Origin of the sequence: Marinomonas ostreistagni, assembly GCF_016461785.1 — a bacterium.
Classification (GTDB): domain Bacteria; phylum Pseudomonadota; class Gammaproteobacteria; order Pseudomonadales; family Marinomonadaceae; genus Marinomonas; species Marinomonas ostreistagni_A.
On sequence record NZ_JAEMUH010000004.1, the window covers coordinates 123,564 to 138,618 of the forward strand.

General features: G+C 47.1%; 14 protein-coding genes. 5 read left to right on the forward strand and 9 right to left on the reverse strand.

All coding sequences use genetic code 11. From position 1 onward, the window contains the following. Positions 1-60 precede the first annotated feature (60 nt). The 3 genes from JHD44_RS05045 (at position 61) to JHD44_RS05055 (ending at position 3,317) form a co-directional block, all read left to right on the forward strand. Positions 61-1,290, forward strand: a complete 1,230-nt coding sequence (locus JHD44_RS05045; protein ID WP_199461676.1) for an argininosuccinate synthase — start codon at positions 61-63, stop codon at positions 1,288-1,290. Positions 1,291-1,453: 163 nt separating this feature from the next. Continuing rightward, entirely contained in the window at positions 1,454-2,350 is an 897-nt protein-coding gene (locus JHD44_RS05050; RefSeq protein ID WP_199461677.1) for a ribokinase, read from the forward strand. 16 nt (positions 2,351-2,366) lie between these two features. Then, positions 2,367-3,317: a nucleoside hydrolase gene (locus tag JHD44_RS05055; protein WP_199461678.1), complete on the forward strand. Its 951-nt coding sequence runs from the start codon at positions 2,367-2,369 to the stop codon at positions 3,315-3,317. A 53-nt stretch (positions 3,318-3,370) separates the two neighbouring features. On the opposite strand, the gene JHD44_RS05060 is transcribed toward JHD44_RS05055, so the two are convergent. From JHD44_RS05060 to metG, 9 genes are all read right to left on the reverse strand, one after another. Then, the gene (locus JHD44_RS05060) at positions 3,371-3,649 is read right to left on the reverse strand and encodes a hypothetical protein (RefSeq protein WP_199461679.1); all 279 of its coding nucleotides are present in this window, start codon (positions 3,647-3,649) and stop codon (positions 3,371-3,373) included. A 147-nt stretch (positions 3,650-3,796) separates the two neighbouring features. Then, on the reverse strand, positions 3,797-4,432 hold the full coding sequence (gene nth / locus JHD44_RS05065; protein WP_199461680.1) for an endonuclease III: 636 nt from the start codon (positions 4,430-4,432) through the stop codon (positions 3,797-3,799). A 22-nt stretch (positions 4,433-4,454) separates the two neighbouring features. Next, complete coding sequence (locus JHD44_RS05070; protein WP_199461681.1) at positions 4,455-5,210, reverse strand: electron transport complex subunit E; 756 nt, start codon at positions 5,208-5,210, stop codon at positions 4,455-4,457. A gap of 8 nt (positions 5,211-5,218) precedes the next feature. Continuing rightward, positions 5,219-5,836, reverse strand: a complete 618-nt coding sequence (gene rsxG / locus JHD44_RS05075) for an electron transport complex subunit RsxG (RefSeq protein ID WP_199461682.1) — start codon at positions 5,834-5,836, stop codon at positions 5,219-5,221. Next, positions 5,836-6,894 carry an electron transport complex subunit RsxD gene (rsxD, locus tag JHD44_RS05080; protein ID WP_199461683.1) on the reverse strand — a complete coding sequence of 353 codons (1,059 nt, stop codon included), beginning with the start codon at positions 6,892-6,894 and terminating at the stop codon, positions 5,836-5,838. The genes rsxG and rsxD overlap by 1 nt, the downstream gene beginning before the upstream one ends. After that, positions 6,895-9,903 carry an electron transport complex subunit RsxC gene (rsxC, locus tag JHD44_RS05085; RefSeq protein ID WP_199461684.1) on the reverse strand — a complete coding sequence of 1,003 codons (3,009 nt, stop codon included), beginning with the start codon at positions 9,901-9,903 and terminating at the stop codon, positions 6,895-6,897. It abuts the gene before it with no gap. Continuing rightward, positions 9,903-10,499, reverse strand: a complete 597-nt coding sequence (gene rsxB / locus JHD44_RS05090; protein ID WP_133563902.1) for an electron transport complex subunit RsxB — start codon at positions 10,497-10,499, stop codon at positions 9,903-9,905. The genes rsxC and rsxB overlap by 1 nt, the downstream gene beginning before the upstream one ends. A gap of 9 nt (positions 10,500-10,508) precedes the next feature. Then, positions 10,509-11,090, reverse strand: a complete 582-nt coding sequence (gene rsxA, locus JHD44_RS05095) for an electron transport complex subunit RsxA (protein WP_199461685.1) — start codon at positions 11,088-11,090, stop codon at positions 10,509-10,511. Between the two features lie 237 nt (positions 11,091-11,327). After that, on the reverse strand, positions 11,328-13,376 hold the full coding sequence (gene metG, locus JHD44_RS05100; protein WP_199461686.1) for a methionine--tRNA ligase: 2,049 nt from the start codon (positions 13,374-13,376) through the stop codon (positions 11,328-11,330). Positions 13,377-13,602: 226 nt separating this feature from the next. On the opposite strand from metG, the gene apbC reads away from it, so the two are divergent. Then, positions 13,603-14,442, forward strand: a complete 840-nt coding sequence (apbC, locus tag JHD44_RS05105; RefSeq protein WP_199461687.1) for an iron-sulfur cluster carrier protein ApbC — start codon at positions 13,603-13,605, stop codon at positions 14,440-14,442. A gap of 8 nt (positions 14,443-14,450) precedes the next feature. Continuing rightward, positions 14,451-15,035, forward strand: coding sequence for a dCTP deaminase (gene dcd / locus JHD44_RS05110; RefSeq protein WP_199461688.1), 585 nt, complete (start codon positions 14,451-14,453; stop codon positions 15,033-15,035). Positions 15,036-15,055 lie beyond the last annotated feature (20 nt).

A 15,055-nucleotide genomic window follows, 5' to 3' on the forward strand; every position in this document is an offset into this window, starting at 1 on the left:
TTATTTAGTTGTGCAGCCTAATTTTGGGGCTGTTCGAGTTCGTTGAGGAGAAAGAACATAATGTCTGACGTGAAGAAGGTAGTGCTAGCCTACTCTGGCGGCCTAGACACTTCCGTAATCGTGAAGTGGCTTCAAGAAGAGTATCAGTGTGAAGTGGTAACTTTTACCGCTGACTTGGGTCAGGGCGAAGAAGTGGAGCCAGCTCGCGCGAAAGCTCAAGCGTTAGGTGTAAAAGAAATCTTCATCGAAGACCTACGTGAAGAATTCGTTCGTGATTTCGTATTCCCAATGTTCCGTGCGAATACTATTTACGAAGGTGAATACCTATTAGGTACTTCTATTGCTCGCCCTCTGATCGCTAAGCGTTTGATCGAAATCGCTAACGAAACAGGTGCTGATGCCATTGCACATGGTGCGACAGGTAAAGGTAACGACCAAGTTCGTTTCGAACTTGGTGCTTACGCATTGAAACCAGGTGTTTCTGTGATCGCACCATGGCGCGAATGGGACTTAACATCTCGTGAGACATTGATGAACTACTGTGAAGAGCACAAGATCCCAGTAGACTTCTCAACGAAGAAGAAAAAATCGCCGTACTCAATGGATGCTAACCTACTGCACATCTCTTATGAAGGTGATCAGCTAGAGGATCCTTGGATCGAATCTGAAGAAGACATGTGGCGTTGGTCTGTTGCGCCAGAGCAAGCACCTGACACACCGACTTACATTGAAATTGAATACAAGCACGGTGACCCAGTTGCAATCAATGGTGAGGAAATGTCACCAGCAACAATCCTAGAGACACTAAACAAAATCGGTGGCGAAAATGGTATCGGTCGTATCGATATCGTTGAGAACCGTTTTGTGGGTATGAAAGCTCGTGGTTGTTACGAAACGCCAGGGGGCACGATCATGCTTCGTGCACACCGTGCGATGGAGTCAATCACTTTAGACCGTGAAGCAATGCACCTGAAAGATGAAATCATGCCTCGCTACGCGAAAGTGATCTACAACGGTTTCTGGTGGTCAGAAGAGCGTCGTATGCTGCAAGCATTGATCGATGCATCTCAAGAATTTGTATCGGGTACAGTTCGTCTTAAGCTATACAAAGGCAACATCGAAGTTGTGGGTCGTAAGTCTCCTTACAGCCTATTTGATAGTTCTGTTGCAACATTTGAAGATGATGCTGGCGCTTACGATCAGAAAGATGCGGCAGGTTTCATCAAGCTTAACGCTCTACGTATGCGTATCGCGGCTCAGAAAGGTCGTACTTTCCTAGACCGCGACTAAACCATTTCGCTGCGGCGAAGGTTTGAAATTCGAAACGCCCGCTCTGTAAAGAGCGGGCGTTTTTTTATGTGTCTTGATCTTTCTGTACAGACAGCTATTTTAATCTAAGCAGAAAAGTGTTTTTATTGACTGTTTGGTTAATAATTTTAAAACAAGGTAGCCTATGACCGTTTTTAACATCGGTTCAATAAATATCGACCATTTATATCAAGTGGACCATTTTGTTCGACCGGGTGAGACTATGAGCTCATCCAACTATCAACAAGTGTTAGGTGGCAAAGGCGCCAATCAATCCGTGGCACTGGCGAAAGCGCAAGCTGACGTTCAGCACATTGGTGCGCTAAACCGCGCTGATCAAAATATTCTTGCTCAGCTACAAGAGTTTGGCGTGAACACGGATCGAATTGCGCAATTGGACGAAGCGTCGGGTCATGCCATTATTCAGCTGACACCGAGTGCGGAAAACAGCATTATTTTATATCCTGGGAGCAATCATTGCCTAACAAAGCAGCAAATAAAGTCTGCCCTAAATACCGCCAAAGAAGGCGATTGGGTATTGCTGCAAAATGAAACCAATTTGGTCGCGGACACTCTTGAGTGGGCACAGCAGGCTGGTTTGAAGGTAGCTTTTAATCCTGCACCAATGGATGCTGAACTGACTCGAAGTGTGTTGCCATTCATCGATTTACTGATCGTCAATGAAGTGGAAGCAATGGATCTTGCCGGTGTTGACACCATTGAAGAGGCCGCGCAAATTCTTCCCGAGCAATATCCCGATCTGGCGGTGATGATGACCTTAGGCAAAGAAGGCGTGCGCTATTTCTCCAAGGCAGAGGATCTTCAAGTCAAAGCGTTTGTCGTTGAAGCAAAAGATACAACCGCTGCTGGAGATACTTTTATTGGTTTTTGTTTGGCGGAAATAGCAAGAGGTGCTTCTTACGAAGCGGCGATGCGCACAGCTTGCGCGGCATCAGCCATTGCCGTGACCCGAGTAGGTGCTGCACCTTCTATTCCAACGCTTGACGAAGTTACCGAATTTTTGGCAAATCAGTCTAAATAGATTTAACGAGAGAACCATGACACGAAAAATTATTATTGATACGGATCCAGGCATCGATGATGCAATGGCGATCTTTTTTGCTTTTCAAGCAAAAGAACTAGAGGTTTTAGGTCTCACCACGACGTATGGCAACGTACCAGTTGAGATTGCAACGCAGAATGCTCTGACTCTGACAGAAATCGCTGGCGTCGAGGTGCCTGTGGCAGGTGGTGTTGCCGTGCCTTCGAAAATTGCGCCACGTCCTTTTCCTGATTTTGTTCATGGTGCAGATGGCTTTGGCAATATTGACTACCCTGCGCCAAAGACTAAGGCCCTAGAGCAAAGCGCTGCAGAATTTATTATCGAGCAAGTACGTAAATACCCTGGTGAGGTAACAATTGTCGCGCTTGGGCCTTTAGGTAATCTTGGCAAAGTGCTAGAGCTTGATCCTGAAATCGCAAACTTAGTGGATGAAGTGGTTCTGATGGGCGGCGCAGCCATTGAGTACGGTAACGTATCGCCAGTTGCAGAAGCCAATATTATAAACGAACCTCACGCCGCTGACGCCGTGTTCACTGCCCCTTGGCAAGTCACCATGGTCGGCCTTGATGTGACCCACCAAGTATTGCTGGACAACTCAGTACTTGAGCGTATTAAAGCGAAAAGCCCAGAGCAGGGCAGTTTCTTGTACGACTGTGCTCAGTTCTATATTAATTTCTACAGCGATCGTTTCGGTATCAACGGATGTTACTTCCATGATGCGTCGACCATTGCTTACTTGCTAGACCCAAGCATTTTTGAAGTGGAGTTAGGGGCTGTGCGCGTTGCTTGTGAAGGCATTGCGATTGGACAAACCATCTTTGCACCACAGGGTGTTTCCTACCCTGAACCGCATTGGAATGACGTGCCCATGACCCAAGTCTGTATGGAAGTGGACGGTGAGCGGATGCTTAAACTCTATGAAGATGTGATGGTTGGTGCGCTGTAGCTTGCTGATTAAATTTATTTAAAAAGGCGCCTCGGCGCCTTTTTTGGTTTTAGCTATGTGTGGGCTTTGACAAATTTATCGATGAAAGCTCGTTCTTGCTCTGAAATCGTATGAAAGCTCATCTTCACGTAATGCTTGTCATGTTCGTTCAGAATGTCAGCAGAAGGAATGCAGATAGCTTTAATATGGAGTCGTTTGCCTTCATGCATGGCATCTAACTCTAATTTTACTTTTTTCGAGCCTTGTAGCCCAATTGGTGACTCCACTTCTACTTGATCATGAGAAATATGAGTGCAATGAATATTTGTGACCTGACCATTTGTTAAGAACATTTGCCCAGTCCAAAAACAACGTACATAAGGTGAAGAGTGTTGTTTAACCACGTTTTTTATTATCCGTTAAATCGTCTAAAACTAAACTCATATCATTATAGAGCTTTATTTTGCTGTTGTAACAGTTTGTTATGTCGCGAAAAACTTCTAAGTGGAGGTCTTTTCTTTGAATTCACACAAGTCCTCTATAATGCAGGCGTCGCATTTTGGTTTGCGCGCAGTGCAAATATATCGACCGTGAAGAATGAGCCAATGGTGAGCGTCCAGTAGAAACTCTTTTGGCACAAAGCGAAGCAGTTTGTCTTCTACTTCCAGTACGTTCTTGCCAGGAGCAATTTTCGTACGGTTGGAAACACGAAAAATATGGGTGTCGACCGCCATGGCGACCTGACGAAAAGCGGTATTCAGCACTACGTTGGCAGTCTTGCGACCAACGCCTGGAAGAGCCTCTAATTCCTCGCGCGTTTGAGGAACTTCACTGTTGTGCTTTTCGATGAGGATTTTGCAAGTCTTGATGGCATTCTCAGCCTTGGCGTTAAATAAGCCGATAGTCTTGATGTATTCCTTTAGGCCATCTACTCCTAGAGCGTACATTTTCTCAGGCGTGTCTGCGATAGGAAAAAGATGGCGTGTCGCTTTGTTCACGCTCACATCGGTGGCTTGTGCAGAGAATAAGACAGCAATCAATAATTCGAAAGGGGAGCTGTATTCAAGCTCAGTGACAGGGTTAGGGTTCTCTGCACGTAAACGTGTAAAGATTTCTTGTCGCTTGGCTTTGTTCACAGTTTCCCCTTTTATAAATGATTTAGTCGGTTACACGAACACGACGAGACACTTTTTCTTGGCCAGCCTGTTCAGCAGCAATGCGTTTCTTCTCTTTCTCATCGTAGTAGTTCTTGATAGCAATCAACAAACCCAGTCCGATAAAAGCGCCTGGGGGTAAGATGGCAAACAATACATTAGGATAATCACTGAAGATCGTCAGTTTCCAACCGGTTGCTATATCACCAAATAACAAATGCATATCAGAGAATAGGGTTCCCTGGCCAATCAGCTCACGCATGCCGCCAAGTAACATTAAGACGATAGTAAAGCCCGCTCCCATGTATAAACCATCTGCAATTGAGGGCAGCAAAGGGTTACGGCTGGCAAATGCGTCGGCCCGCCCTAGAATCGCACAGTTGGTTACGATCAATGGGATAAAGATACCTAGAATCTGGTATAGCTCATAGGTATAGGCTTGCATGATTAATTCAATACAAGTAGTGAACGAGGCGATAATCATAACGAAAGCAGGTAAGCGTACCGCTTCCGAAACATAATTACGAATTAGAGAAACCACTAGGTTAGAGCCAAGCAATACAACGGTGGTTGCCAGACCTAAGCCAATGGCATTGACCACAGTACTGGTAACCGCTAGCAATGGGCAAAGTCCGAGAAGCTGAACCAAGGCTGGGTTATTTTTCCAAATGCCGTTGTAAAGGATTTCACGGTAATCTGGGCCCGTTGGTGCTGGGTTCTCAACAGGAGTATCTGGGGCTAAAGAGTCTTGAGCGCTCATAATCGATCCTAACGCGACAACAACGCGTCTTTGTTCTCATTAAAATAAAGTAACGTATTTTTCACCGCACGAACAACCGCTCGTGGTGTGATAGTGGCACCTGTAAACTGGTCGAATTCACCACCATCTTTTTTCACGTTCCATTGCTTTAAGCTTGTATTCTCAAGGGACTTGCCGCTGAACGATAATATCCATTTGGATTTTTGTAAGTCCACTTTATCGCCAAGTCCAGGGGTTTCTTTATGGCTAATAACGCGAGAGCCAGTAACGACACCGTTACGATCCACTGCCACGAGGAGATCTAGGTTGCCGTTGTAGCCACCTGGCGCAACGGTCTCGAAAATGATTGCGCTTACTTGCCCATCTTTGCGTGCAATAAAGGCTTGTACCGGTTCCGTGGAACCTAGCAATGGGTCTGCATCGAGCATGACACTCGCTTCAGCAAGGTTATTATCATAACGATCAACCGGTAGGATCTCGTTAAACGCTGATAGCTGTGCTTGCACAATATTGTCTTCGATGGTGTGTTCGGTCAGCTGGTGTGTCACCGCAATGAGGCCCGCAGTCATGACTGCGAAGATGCCTAAGCCGATACTGTTTTTACGAATAGAGTGGATGATATTCATTATTTCTCACCCCCAATCGTTAGGCCTTTCTTGGCTTTCTTATGACCGTAGGCACGAGGCTGTGTGTAGTAATCAATCAATGGCGCAGCAAAGTTCATCAGCAGCACACCGAATGCGACGCCATCAGGGTAGCCGCCCCAAGTACGAATCACGTATACCAAAATACCAATACCAGCACCGTATACCAATTTCCCACGGTTACTGGTACAAGAGCTTACAGGATCGGTTGCGATGAAGAACGCACCTAACATCGCTGCGCCAGAGGTTAGGTGGAAAACTGGTGATGCTGCATTGCTAGGGTCAATGATATAGAAAAGACCAGAGATCAGCGCCAGAGACGCCAACATCGCGACAGGCGTATGCCAAGTGATGATGCGCAGTGCAATCAGGGCTAGACCACCGACAAGGTAAGCTAGGTTGACAAACATCCAGCTAGATAGATTGGCATCTTGAAGACCTGCAATGCTGGCAAAGGCTTCACTCGACATCATTCCTTCTTTGTGTTTGAAGGCATCCAGTGGCGTTGCCATGGTGTAGGAGTCAACGCTTGGCAAAGTGCCAAAAATGGCTGCTAAGCTATCAGCAAAGCTTGGTGTCGCGCCTGCTTGGATTAAGTCTGATGCTCCAATCCACTGGGTCATCAGCACCGGAAAAGAAACAAGACAGATCGCATAACCGACCATCGCTGGGTTGAATGGGTTGTTACCCAAGCCACCATAGACTTGTTTCGCGAAAATGACTGAAAAGGCAACGGCAGTCACGGTTAGCCACCAAGGTACGGTTGGTGGTAAGGCGAGTGCCAGAAGTACCGCAGTCAGTAATGCGCTGTAGTCCTTTAAGAAGAAACCAATCGGGCGATTACGCAGCTTTAAAATAAGTGCTTCACTGAGTAGCGCTGTGATCCCTGCAATCACAAGATTGATTAGGGTGCCGTAACCAAAAAGCCATGTTTGTACCAAAAGGCCTGGTACAGTGGCCAATATCACCATTTGCATGACCCAGGATGTACGTTGGCCTGCACGATGTGTATGTGGTGAGGTGATACGCAATAATGCCATTTAACGATTCTCTTGCGTGTTAGTTAACTGTTCTAGTTTCGCTTCTTCTTCCTGCTGCTTTTGTTCGGCAGCGGAAAGTTCCTGTTGCAAAGATTCTGCAGAAGGGTCCGCGTCTAGTTGACGTTTAAGTTTATTGACCTGTGCTTTTGCCAGCGCAGCCGCTACTTTTTGTTTCTTGAGACGCTCTTTAAATTCCGCATCGTCACTGCCATTACTGTTCGCTTCAGCTGGCTTGTTTATGACTTGACCGCCGTTTTGTAGTGCTTGTTCAAGTTCTTCCGCGCGCGCTTTTGCTTTGCTGACTTGCTGCTCAAGACTGTCTTGGTCTTCAGAACCTAGTTCAACTGCTTTGGCTAACGCTTTTTCGGCTTTTTTAACCGCTGCTTTTGCGATGGCTGCATCGATTTTTAGTTTGCGAAGGGCATCTTCATCCACTGCGGGCGCTGCATTGTCAGCAGGTGCTGCTGTCGGTGCTTCAAGGGCTGCTAAGCGTGCTTCGGCGTCTTTTAGGTTCTTTTCAAACTCAACCACTTTGCCTTGCAGTTCGCTGTTTTGCTCGTCTTCGGCTAACTGCTTTTGCAGTTTCTTCAGCTTGGTGCTGGCAAGGGCAACGTCTACTTTGGCCTTTTTGTACGCATCAGACATAGCAGGCTTCGCGGCCGGTGTGGCTTGATCGGCTGGCGCAGTATCTAGACTAGCCAGTCGAGCTTCTGCTTCTTTAAGGGACTTCTCGAAGTCAGCTGCTTTGGCTTTTAACTCTGCGTTGTCAGGATCTTCTGTCAGCTGTTTCTGAACCTTTTTCAGCTTAGTACTGGCGAGGGCAACATCGACCTTAGCTTTTTTGTACTCATCAGACATGGCAGGTTTCGCTGCTGGAGCGGCCGCTGCTGCTGAATCAAGCTTGGCAAAGCGTGTTTCCGCCTCTTTCAGGTCTTTTTCAAAGCCTTCTACTTTGGCTTTGATCTCAGCATTATCAGGGTCTTCGGCCAACTGCTTCTGGGCTTTCTTAAGCTTGGTGCTGGCTAACGCCACATCGACTTTGGCTTTCTTGGCTTCATCGCTGAGTACAGGTTTCGCGGTTGCCGCAGGCGCTGCTTTGGTATTGCCGCCAAGCTTGTCGAACTTTTCTTCTGCTGCTTTCAAATCAGCTGCAATGCCTGCAACTTTATCTTTCAGCTCTTGGTTATCTGGGTCTTCCGCTAACTGTTTCTGAGCTTTTTTAAGCTTGGTGCTGGCCAATGCTACATCGACTTTGGCTTTCTTCGCTTCGTCACTTAACGCAGGTGCCGCAGGCTTGCTAGCAGCGGGTGCTGGTGCTGCGGCAACTTTGGCTTCGAGATCCGCGATATCTTTCTTCACAGCATCGACTTGCAGTTGCAAGGCCGAGATTTCTTCCGTGTGCTCTTTTTCTTGAGCTTCTAGCAGTGCTTTTTCCAGCTTCTTCAATTTAGCTTTGGTAATGGCTAAGTCGACTTTTGCTTTTTTCGCTGCATCGTCAGCAACTGGCGCCGCGGCAGCTGCTGCTTTCTCTGGAGCCGGCTTCGCTGGTTTTTTAGCTGCAGGTTTTGCTGCGCCTTGACGTGCTAAACGCTTCGCTTCTTTTTCAGCCGCTTCTGCTTCATGACGTGCTTTACGCGCCTCAAAGCGTTGTTTAGCAATGTCTGACTTCACTGCAGCTTCGCGGGCATCACGAATTTCGGCTTTGGTATGACGGTAGTATTGCACTAGAGGAATGCTACTAGGGCAAACGTATGAGCAGGCGCCACACTCGATACAATCAAATAAATTATAGTGCTCAGCTTTCTCGTGTTCTTGGCTCTTTGAGAACCAAAGTAATTGCTGAGGCAACAGACTTGCAGGGCAGGCTTGTTCACACATGCCGCATCGAATACACGCTTGCTCAGGGTTTGGTGGCGGTAATTCTTTCTTGGTCGCCGCGAGTACACAGTTCGTGGTTTTCACCACAGGAACGTTCGCAGAATCGAGCGTAAAGCCCATCATGGGGCCGCCCATGACTAAACGACTGAGTTTCTTGTCCTCAATGTCCGCATAATCAAGTAAATGATCAATTGGAGTGCCCAGTAGTACTTCAACGTTTTGCGGTGCTTTTAGCGCATCACCTGTTAAGGTTGTAAAGCGAGAAATCAGTGGGCGTCCGAACTGAATGGCTTCGTATACGCTGACACAGGTGCCGACGTTTTGACACAAAATGCCAATATCCGCTGGGTATTGACCGCTTGGCACTTCTTTGTCGGTCAGCAGTTTAATTAACTGCTTTTCGCCGCCAGAAGGGTACTTGGTAGGCACGACTGCAACTTGAATACTGCTCTGGCGTTCACGAATGACCTGTTGCAGAGCAGCGATCGCTGTTGGCTTGTTATCTTCAATACCGATGACGACATTGTCTGCTTCCACAAGGTGTTGCAGGATCTCAATACCTAGGATCAACTCAAGCGTCTTTTCACGGATCAACATATCGTCAGCGGTGATGTAAGGCTCACATTCCGCTGCGTTGATGATGAAGTGTGTCAATGGGTGCTTATGTGCACCTTGAAGCTTAACGTGGGTTGGGAAGCCTGCGCCACCCATGCCAATGATGCCTTTCTCAGCTAAGAAGGCTAACACGTCCGTTTTACTGACGGATTGCCAATCATTTAACGGTTCAAGCTCTGTCCACTCATCTGCGTTATCAGGCGTTAGAATGATACAGATATCGCTTAAGCCCGATGGGTGTGCGACAGGACGTGACTCAATGGCTTGGATCGTTCCAGAAGTCGGCGCGTGTAAAAAGCTCGACAGGAAGCCGTTATTAATCGCAATTGCTTGGCCTTTTTTAACATGAGCACCTACTTCAACTAGTGGGCGAGAGGCTTGACCAATGTGTTGACCTAACGGCAGAACAAGCTCTCTAGGTAAGCTTGGCTTACCCAAAGGTAGTTGTAGTGATTGCACTTTGTTTTCAGGTGGGTGAATGCCGCCATGAAAAGAAAAGATCTGTGGAGATTGCATTAGTGCAGTACCTCCGTTTGTCGATCAGTGGCAATAATTTGTGCGGATTGAACGCCTACACCTTGAGGCTTATCCCATGACCAAGTGCGTGATGTCACTCCAACTTCTACCATATCAATACAATCTACTGGACAAGGCTCGACACAAAGGTCACAGCCGGTACATTCGTCAGAAATGACGGTATGCATCTGTTTTGCGGCCCCTAGAATCGCATCAATAGGGCAGGCCTGAATACACTTAGTACAACCGATACATTCATCTTCACGTATGACGGCCACTTTTTTGACTGGTTCTTCGGCTTCGCCGCCTTCAAGCGGGATCGCTTCAACATCTAAAAGGTCTGCAAGAGCCTGAACTGTGGCTTGGCCGCCAGGAGGACAGCGGTTGATGGCTTCACCATTGGAAATAGCTTCCGCATAGGGGCGACAGCCTGGGTGCCCACACTGGCCACATTGAGTTTGTGGCAAAATCGCATCGATTTGATCCACAATAGGGTCGCCTTCGACGTGAAAACGAACATTGGCATAACCCAAGATCGCGCCAAAAACGAGGGCGAGAGCGACTAGGATTCCGATAGCAAGTAATACTGTAAACATATTAGGCTCCTAGATTTGCACCAGACCAGTGAAGCCCATGAACGCCAAGGCCATTAGACCCGCTGTGATCATACCGATGGCAGAGCCTTTAAACACCACTGGCACATCGGCCACGTTGATGCGTTCACGCATGGCTGAGAACAGAACCAAAACGAATGAGAAACCGACCGCTGCACCAAATCCATAGAGGATAGATTCTACAAAGCCATTTTGCTTAGACGTGTTTTGCAGTGCGACACCCAGCACGGCACAGTTTGTTGTGATCAAAGGTAAGAAAATACCCAAGACACGGTATAAAAGAGGGCTGGTTTTATGGACCACCATCTCAGTGAATTGCACCACAACAGCGATCACCAAAATGAAGGAAATCGTTTTTAAGTACTCTAAGCCAAACGGCTTAAGAATGAATTCGAACGTTAGGTAACTACATAAGCTCGAAAGTGTCAGTACGAATGTGGTTGCCATGGCCATACCAATGGATGTTTCCAGCTTGCTAGAAACGCCCATGAACGGGCAGAGGCCAAGGAATTGTACCAATACGAAATTGTTTACCAGTATGGTACTGACGAGTATTAAGAGATATTCAGTCATCTCGTGTCCAATCACTACAGTGGTGTCTAAAAGTAAAAAAGAACTGCTGAAGAAACAGCATCAGCCAAGCGTAACTATACCAAGCTGCTTATAACTAACAAGACTAAAGCGTCGTGCATTTTAGTTTATTTTAGAATATGGATAGCACGCCACAACCATAAACTTTACTAATGCTTAGTCAAAACAACGCCGCCTACATGGCGTAGGCGGCGTTGCATGTACTGCGATGAGTTAGTCTTACATAACGCGTTGGCCAGGCTTCGCTCCAGCGTGTGGTTCAAGCAGATAAATTTCTTCTCCGCCAGGGCCTGCTGCCAACACCATGCCTTCTGATAGGCCAAACTTCATTTTACGTGGTGCCAAGTTAGCGACCATGACCGTTAGCTTGCCTTCTAAATCTTCTGGTTTGTAAGCAGATTTAATACCAGAGAAGACAGTACGGGTCTCGCCGCCTAAATCTAATGTCAGTTTTAAAAGCTTGTTGGCTTTTTCAACGTGTTCAGCTTTGGCGATTTTCGCGATACGTAAGTCAACTTTCGCAAATTCGTCAAAGTTGATTTCTGCCGCGATTGGCTCTTTGCTTAACTCTGTTTCCTCAGCAGCAGTGGCTTGTTCTTTCGCCTGTGCTTCGGCTTCCGCCTCGGCTTTACCTTCTTCGATCATAGCTTCGATCTGCGGCGCTTCAATGCGAGCCATCAATGCTTTGAACTTGTTGACTGATTTACCAAACAACAATTCGCCACGGTTGTCCCAAGTCAGTTCTTTGTTTAAGAAGGCCTCGGCATCAGCCACCATATTTGGCATCACTGGCTTCAAGTACGTTGCTAAGATGGCAAATAGATTCAGTGACACAGAACAGATTTCCTGTACTTGTGGCAAAGTCTCTTCGCTTTTCGCTTTCACCCATGGCTCTTCATCCGCGATATAGGTGTTGGCAATGTCTGCAAGGCGCATGATTTCACGCATTGCTTTACCGTATTCACGGGTTTCGTATAGTTCAGCGATCAGATCACCTGCATCTATGAACTCTTGAATCATGCTTTCTTGTGCAGGAGCTGCTTGCAATTGACCATCAAACTTCTTGTTGATGAAGCTTGCAGTACGGCTGGCAATGTTTACCACTTTGCCGACCACGTCAGAGTTTACGCGCTGTACAAAGTCACCTAGGTTCAAGTCAATGTCATCAACACGTGAGTTCAGTTTCGCTGCGAAGTAGTAGCGTAGATATTGAGGATCCAGGTGGTTTAGGTAAGTACGTGCCTTAATAAAGGTGCCACGAGACTTAGACATTTTCTCACCGTCCACTGTCACGTAGCCGTGAGCGTTGACTGCAGTTGGTGTACGGTAGCCCGCACAATCCAGCATGGCTGGCCAGAATAGGGCGTGGAAGTTGATGATGTCTTTACCGATGAAATGGTAAAGCTCTGCTTTAGAGTCTTTATTCCAGTACTCATCGAATTCTAGACCTTCAGTACGGTCACATAGATTTTTGAAGCTAGCCATGTAGCCGATTGGTGCATCCAGCCAAACATAGAAGTACTTGCCTGGTGCATCAGGGATTTCGAAACCGAAGTAAGGCGCATCACGGCTGATGTCCCACTCTTGTAGGCCAGAGTCTAGCCACTCTGCTAATTTGTTAGCCACTTGGTCTTGTAGTGTACCACTGCGTGTCCACTCTTGTAGGAACTGTTGGAATTCTGGCAGTTTAAAGAAGTAGTGATCAGAAGACTTCTCAATCGGAGTTGCGCCAGAGTAAACCGAGCGTGGGTTGATCATTTCCATCGGTGTGTAGGTTGCAGAACACACTTCACAGTTGTCGCCGTACTGGTCTTCAGCTTTACACTTAGGGCAAGTACCCTTAATGAAACGATCCGCTAGGAACATTTCTTTTTCTGGGTCATATGCCTGAGTAATCGAGCGAACCGAAATTTTTCCGTTATCGCGCAATGCTTTGTAGATCGACTCAGACAGCTCACGGTTCTCTGGGGAATGTGTTGAGTAGTAGTTATCGTAGCCAATGCCGAAGTCGTTAAAGTCAGCCATGTGTTCTTGGCGAACGCCATCGATCAATTGTTCTGATGTGATACCGTTTTGCTCAGCTTTTATCATGATGGCAGTGCCGTGCGCATCGTCAGCACAAACCGCTGTACATAGGTTACCGCGTAGTTTTTGGAAACGAACCCAAATATCTGTCTGTATGTGCTCCAGCATGTGACCTAAATGAATAGAGCCGTTGGCATAGGGAAGGGCACTGGTAACTAGAATTTTACGTTGCGGTTGAGCCATTATGATTAAGCCTGCTGGATTGAAATTTTAACGAAAAAACGACGCCTCAAACTGAATGAAGATAGGTGAGGCGAATAGTCTCTAATAATCTGAACGCGACATTATAAGTGGACGTAGATAACGTGCAAGCTTAAGGCTTGCTTTTCCGCATTTTGACCCTATTAATGAGCGCAATTACATTGAATTTTTGATCTGATGCGATGAGCATTGGATGTGAGGAGAAGTTATGTCTGCCAACTCATCTCAACCTGTCGGCCTTGAGGGCGTCAAAAATATTATTGCTGTCGCTTCTGGTAAGGGCGGTGTGGGTAAGTCTACCACTACGGTTAACTTAGCGTTAGCCATGGCTAAACTGGGTCATAAAGTAGGTATTCTAGATGCGGATATCTACGGTCCAAGCCAAGGCCTGTTGCTTGGGTTTGATGCGCAAACACGCCCGCAAGTACGTGATGAAAAGTATTTTGTTCCCCCGGTTGCGCATGGCATTAAGGTCATGTCTATGGCGTTTTTAACGACTAGCGAAACACCTATGGCGTGGCGTGGGCCGATGGCAACGGGTGCCTTGATGCAGATTCTGACGCAAACAGACTGGCAAGAATTGGATTACTTGTTCGTGGATATGCCGCCAGGCACAGGTGACATCCAGTTGACCATGTCCCAGAAAGTGCCTGTGACGGGTGCCGTGATTGTGACGACACCACAGGACATTGCTCTGTTAGATGCTCGTCGTGGTATCGAGATGTTCCGCAAGGTGAATATTCCTGTGCTGGGTGTTGTGGAGAATATGTCGACGCATATTTGTTCAAATTGCGGTCATGCAGAAGCGATCTTTGGCGAGGAAGGCGGGAAACAACTCGCAGAAGAATATAGCGTATCTGAACTGGGTAAGCTGCCATTGAGTTTGTCTATCCGAAAATTAGCCGATTCTGGGGCGCCAACAGTGTTAAGTGAGCCTGATTCGGACGAAGCGGCCATTTATCTGTCGATTGCTGAAAAGGTTGGTGCTACTCTTGCGTCCCGTTCTGAACAGTTCACTATGCCTGAGATAGGCATGAGCGATGATTGAGGTACCCCATGCGACTGTGTGACCGTGACATTATCCAAGCATTAGATGATGGTGTCATTTCTATTGAGCCTCGCCCTGATAACTCTGTTATTAGTGGTGTTTCTTGTGACTTGCGCCTAGGCAACTCTTTTCGAGTATTTCAGGGGCACCCTGCGCCGTATTTAGACCTAAGTGGTCCGAAAGAAGACTTGAATGCCGCGATTGAATCTGTCATGAGTGAAGAGATTGTCGTCGAAGAAGACAAGCCGTTTTTCATTCATCCAGGTGAGTTGGTGCTAGGTGTTACGCTTGAGTCGGTGACCTTGCCTGACAACTTGGTCGGCTGGTTAGATGGTCGCTCTTCGCTAGCGCGTCTTGGTCTGATGGTTCATGTCACAGCCCATCGTATTGATCCGGGTTGGAGTGGTGCGATTGTGTTGGAGTTTTTGAATGGCGGTAAGCTACCAATCGCGCTGCGCCCAGGTATGACCATCGGTGCAATCAACTTCGAAACCATGTCTGGATCAGCGGATCGTCCTTACAACAAGCGCGATAATGCTAAGTATCGTGGCCAGCATTCTGCGGTAGGCAGCCGTATTAGTGGAGACCAATAAGCACAGGTTTTTCACTTTCA

Excerpts from the sequence above, each read along its gene's own strand:
- JHD44_RS05045 (WP_199461676.1), top strand. The coding sequence starts at position 61 with ATGTCTGACGTGAAGAAGGTAGTGCTAGCCTACTCTGGCGGCCTAGAC.
- JHD44_RS05050 (WP_199461677.1), top strand. The coding sequence starts at position 1,454 with ATGACCGTTTTTAACATCGGTTCAATAAATATCGACCATTTATATCAA.
- JHD44_RS05055 (WP_199461678.1), top strand. The coding sequence starts at position 2,367 with ATGACACGAAAAATTATTATTGATACGGATCCAGGCATCGATGATGCA.
- JHD44_RS05060 (WP_199461679.1), bottom strand. The coding sequence starts at position 3,649 with ATGTTCTTAACAAATGGTCAGGTCACAAATATTCATTGCACTCATATT.
- JHD44_RS05070 (WP_199461681.1), bottom strand. The coding sequence starts at position 5,210 with ATGAGCGCTCAAGACTCTTTAGCCCCAGATACTCCTGTTGAGAACCCA.
- rsxG (WP_199461682.1), bottom strand. The coding sequence starts at position 5,836 with ATGAATATCATCCACTCTATTCGTAAAAACAGTATCGGCTTAGGCATC.
- rsxD (WP_199461683.1), bottom strand. The coding sequence starts at position 6,894 with ATGGCATTATTGCGTATCACCTCACCACATACACATCGTGCAGGCCAA.
- rsxC (WP_199461684.1), bottom strand. The coding sequence starts at position 9,903 with ATGCAATCTCCACAGATCTTTTCTTTTCATGGCGGCATTCACCCACCT.
- rsxB (WP_133563902.1), bottom strand. The coding sequence starts at position 10,499 with ATGTTTACAGTATTACTTGCTATCGGAATCCTAGTCGCTCTCGCCCTC.
- rsxA (WP_199461685.1), bottom strand. The coding sequence starts at position 11,090 with ATGACTGAATATCTCTTAATACTCGTCAGTACCATACTGGTAAACAAT.
- metG (WP_199461686.1), bottom strand. The coding sequence starts at position 13,376 with ATGGCTCAACCGCAACGTAAAATTCTAGTTACCAGTGCCCTTCCCTAT.
- apbC (WP_199461687.1), top strand. The coding sequence starts at position 13,603 with ATGTCTGCCAACTCATCTCAACCTGTCGGCCTTGAGGGCGTCAAAAAT.
- dcd (WP_199461688.1), top strand. The coding sequence starts at position 14,451 with ATGCGACTGTGTGACCGTGACATTATCCAAGCATTAGATGATGGTGTC.